Origin of the sequence: Nostoc cf. edaphicum LEGE 07299, from assembly GCF_015207245.1 — a bacterium.
Taxonomy (GTDB): Bacteria; Cyanobacteriota; Cyanobacteriia; order Cyanobacteriales; family Nostocaceae; genus Nostoc; species Nostoc edaphicum_B.
In genome coordinates, this window is record NZ_JADEXF010000649.1 from 1 (window position 1) to 3,559 (window position 3,559).

At 40.9% G+C, this 3,559-nt stretch carries 5 protein-coding genes and 1 pseudogene; 3 read left to right on the plus strand and 3 right to left on the minus strand.

Annotated features, from left to right (window positions below):
* Positions 1-350: 350 nt before the first annotated feature.
* Both IQ229_RS18335 and IQ229_RS24730 read right to left on the minus strand, forming a co-directional pair.
* Positions 351-620, minus strand: coding sequence for a hypothetical protein (locus IQ229_RS18335; protein WP_409339944.1), 270 nt, complete (start codon positions 618-620; stop codon positions 351-353).
* An 8-nt stretch (positions 621-628) separates the two neighbouring features.
* Positions 629-736: pseudogene (locus tag IQ229_RS24730) on the minus strand (tyrosine-type recombinase/integrase); the annotation flags it as partial.
* 333 nt (positions 737-1,069) lie between these two features.
* Here IQ229_RS24730 and IQ229_RS18340 point away from each other — a divergent pair.
* Positions 1,070-1,591: a GNAT family N-acetyltransferase gene (locus IQ229_RS18340; RefSeq protein WP_194046167.1), complete on the plus strand. Its 522-nt coding sequence runs from the start codon at positions 1,070-1,072 to the stop codon at positions 1,589-1,591.
* Between the two features lie 149 nt (positions 1,592-1,740).
* Positions 1,741-2,256, plus strand: coding sequence for a GNAT family N-acetyltransferase (locus IQ229_RS18345; RefSeq protein ID WP_194046168.1), 516 nt, complete (start codon positions 1,741-1,743; stop codon positions 2,254-2,256).
* Here IQ229_RS18345 and IQ229_RS18350 read toward each other — a convergent pair.
* The gene (locus tag IQ229_RS18350) at positions 2,244-2,501 is read right to left on the minus strand and encodes a hypothetical protein (RefSeq protein ID WP_228013549.1); all 258 of its coding nucleotides are present in this window, start codon (positions 2,499-2,501) and stop codon (positions 2,244-2,246) included. The genes IQ229_RS18345 and IQ229_RS18350 overlap by 13 nt on opposite strands.
* Positions 2,502-2,637: 136 nt before the next feature.
* Between IQ229_RS18350 and IQ229_RS18355 the strand changes: the two genes are divergently transcribed.
* Entirely contained in the window at positions 2,638-3,066 is a 429-nt protein-coding gene (locus IQ229_RS18355) for a COG3650 family protein (RefSeq protein WP_194046170.1), read from the plus strand.
* Positions 3,067-3,559: the final 493 nt, after the last annotated feature.

Below are 3,559 nucleotides of genomic sequence, written 5' to 3' on the forward strand. Positions count from 1 at the left end.
GGTTTTGGATGGTCAACTTCTCACAAAATCTCTAACTTGAACTCAATATCTGCCGAAATGTTTGTTGCACATAAATCCCACATTCCGCACTTCAATTTTAAGTATAAATTAATTACAATCTCTTTTTTTTGATAATCCATTTTTTGCGTGAGATTTTATTTCTTTGGTTTAATTCCTAATTCTCTCACTTTTTTTGATCATCCCTCTTTCTTTAGTAGCAAAAATACTTATCATCCCACTTTCTGTACTTCACTTTGTAACATACTAAGATGACCAAATATAGCGATCGCTATAAGCATCGTCCAGCAAACAATTATTATCAATATTAATACTTAATAATATGAATATTTTTAGTAACTATTTTTGTATTGTTCATAATACGTTTTGAAGTGCGGAAGATGGGATAGATATAGCACTGCAAAATATGTTGCTGGTGGTTCGACTGTTACTGAATCAATTTCTGCTGAATTCTTCTGGGAGCGGTGGCGATAAAATGAACGGCGATTATGACAGACTTTGGGATTCCAACAACCATCCCCTGCTGTTCTATGTAAAACTTTAGCTTGAGTTGTTGGTAATTTGGCGCATAACTTACACTTCGGATCAAGTGGCTTGGGCATAGCATACCTTACTCCACTTCTTCGCCAATCGCATGATAGTAGGCAGCGATCGCAGTTTCTTGTTCGCTGCGAAGCGTATAGCGCCGAAACGCTTTCTCGCTTTGATATCCAGTCAGCTATGAAGATTATCGTCCAGTCTTGGAAACCACACTGCGAATGTTACCACCAGGATGCCAAGTAAAATTATTAGCAGATCAAGGGTTTGAACACGGTGCGTTCATCCGTTCTCTGCACCACTAAGCTTGCTGACTGTAAATCTAACTCTGTGGGCTGACAGTGAACTACAGCTAAATCAGCTCTAAATAATATTGCTCTGCTGGCTTCAGACAAACCGACTGGCCAATCTAATAGTAGATGATTAATTTACTTTTTCTTGGTTTATATCGATTATTAATTCAACTTGGTACTATAGTTTTAAAAAATAAATATGTGATTAAAGGGGAATATGAATGGCGATTGCTATTCGACAAGCTCGTGACGACGAACTTGAAGCGCTGATTCCAATACTACTGTTGGCAGAACAATCGGAGCGTGCGCTGCGATGGGGGCTTGCTAACCTCGTTGATGCTGTATATCGCATGGACGACAGCGAACACTTGGTTGGTGCAGCAACGATGAAATGGCGCAGCGATCCCTGCGAAATTATGGAGCTTGGTATAGCCCCTGAGTTTCAAAGGCAGGGTTTAGGTAAGGAGTTCCTTGCTTGGTTGATTCAAGAGGCGAGGCAACGGGGCAAGAGGCAGATGTTCGTCGGCACGTCTAATTCAAGTATCGCCAACATTGCTTTTTATCAAAAGTGCGGATTTCGGATGGATCATGTGCGCCAGGACTACTTTTGGTATTTACCTGAGCCAAGTTACGAAAACAACATTCAGATTCAGGACTTGCTCGTATTTCGTTTCGATTTGGTGCCATGCTCAACTAGGAAAAACAAACTGAAAGAGGAAAAGCAAATTAGGTATGAAAGCTAGGGTAGAATTAGTTCTTCGAGATGAAGAGAGAGAATGGCAGCAATGATGGTTCCCACTTAAGTCTGCCTGCTCACCGAAAAATTTACAGATTAATTGAGATAGTAGCCTAGATATAGGTATGGCTACTTTAAGCTTGAGTGACTAGTGTTATGTACATTGAATCATTATCGATAGCAACCCTGGAGCAAGCAATTCACTTAAGAGAGGAAGTTTTCCCAGGCGTGAGTAATAGTAGTGATAGTCCATCGCTGGCGGCAAGTTTATATCGAGATAAATATGCTCAATGGTTTTCAGACAGTGGAATTACCCAACTCAAATACTGGGTTGCTATCGATGAAAAATCTTTCCAAGTAATTGGGCTAACTGGGTTATATTGCAAAAGCGAAGACGAACAAGAAGCTGACTGGTTAGGCTGGTTTTGTGTAGCATCACAATTTCGAGGAAAAGGAATTGGAAAAGAGCTATTAGACTTTACCATCGACCTAGCACAAGCAAAAGCAAAAAGGTACTTACGATTGTATACCTGGGAACATCCTTCTTCTTATGTAGCCCGGATGCTTTATCTCAAACGCGGTTTTTACCAAATTGGTGAATCCCCAAACAACAGTGGATTTAAAACTATCTATCTTGAACTCCAACTCGACAGCATTATTCATAGTGGATGAGGAAATTCATCTAGAAATTTTCGCAAGAGGAAAGGCGATCCAGTACAGCAAAGGCGATCGCCTACCTCATACATTCCTGCGCCTTCGGTATCGGTATCTACCATTAATAGAAAAGATTTCCCCCGAACCTCGGTACTTAACGCTGGGGTTTTTTGCTGTGAAGTGGGATAGCGGCTGCACTCAATTAACAATTTTTCACTCATAGGAAAGGAGATCCAGGGTGCGTAGTTTACCGCCGTAGGCATCGCCTTTTCTTAGAGGATAATCGGATACTTGAGGGGAGCATTAGGGCAGAACTGTTCCACGTCTTTTGAGTGCCGATATTTACAGTTGTCCAATAACATACAAGAATATTGCAAATTAGTAGCTATACCTCGATACATGAAAAGTTTCATCTGTTATGTTACTCTGCTCTTATTTGGCGCTAGCTTACTAGCTAACAGTCCCAGTACTGCAAATGAATCATCTATTAATAGCAATAGTCTCGTTGTTGCAGAAACTAGGAGTAGTGAAGAATTCATCGCTAGGGGTACAGAACCCTTTTGGAGTGTTAGTGTGAGCAAGAAGGGAATTGTCTACTCTTCGCCAGACACAAAACAGCAAACCTTCTCCTATGTTACACCTCTAAAAGCAGAGGCGCGTCCCGCAGATTTAGTGCGAGTTTACCGACTTCAAGGCAAAGGCAACAATATCTTAATCATCAAAAAAGTCGATGCCTGTAGCGATGGTATGTCAGATAAAAAGTATCCATACTCGGCAGTTTTTATCCTGGGGAATAAGGTTTTAGAAGGTTGTGCTGATAAAAAATGATGCCCCATCTGCAAATTTAGCCTTTGCCGCCAAGGCATTCACGCAGCGTAGCTTGCCACCGTAGGCATCGCCCGTCAGCCTCTCAAAAAAGCATAGTGCAAACACTTCTGAACCATGAAAACTAAATAATTGCCATCCAACGTGGGAGTGTAGCTTAGTCCGGTTTTAAGCGATCGCCCGAATTCAAGATGAAAAAACTAGAATTCAATTCTTAGAAGATGCGATCGCCTACAATCTCTCACTGAGCGAAATCAAGCGTAAGATTCAAGAAATTGAGCAGCAGTCTAAATCAGAATCATCAGAGCAAACAGAATCGGCATCTATAAAAGAGCGTGTTGATGATACTTTTCAACGCTTCAAAAAAGCGAAAGTGTGGGATGATCAGAAGGAAAAATCCAAAGTAGAGAAGTTGTTAGCTCAGTTAGATGCACTGATGCAAGACGATAATCCAAAGTGAATCAATGTGGTAATTCTCTAAACTGTTCAATTTGCT

Excerpts from the sequence above, each read along its gene's own strand:
- IQ229_RS18335 (WP_409339944.1), bottom strand. The coding sequence starts at position 620 with ATGCCCAAGCCACTTGATCCGAAGTGTAAGTTATGCGCCAAATTACCA.
- IQ229_RS18340 (WP_194046167.1), top strand. The coding sequence starts at position 1,070 with ATGGCGATTGCTATTCGACAAGCTCGTGACGACGAACTTGAAGCGCTG.
- IQ229_RS18345 (WP_194046168.1), top strand. The coding sequence starts at position 1,741 with ATGTACATTGAATCATTATCGATAGCAACCCTGGAGCAAGCAATTCAC.
- IQ229_RS18350 (WP_228013549.1), bottom strand. The coding sequence starts at position 2,501 with ATGCCTACGGCGGTAAACTACGCACCCTGGATCTCCTTTCCTATGAGT.
- IQ229_RS18355 (WP_194046170.1), top strand. The coding sequence starts at position 2,638 with ATGAAAAGTTTCATCTGTTATGTTACTCTGCTCTTATTTGGCGCTAGC.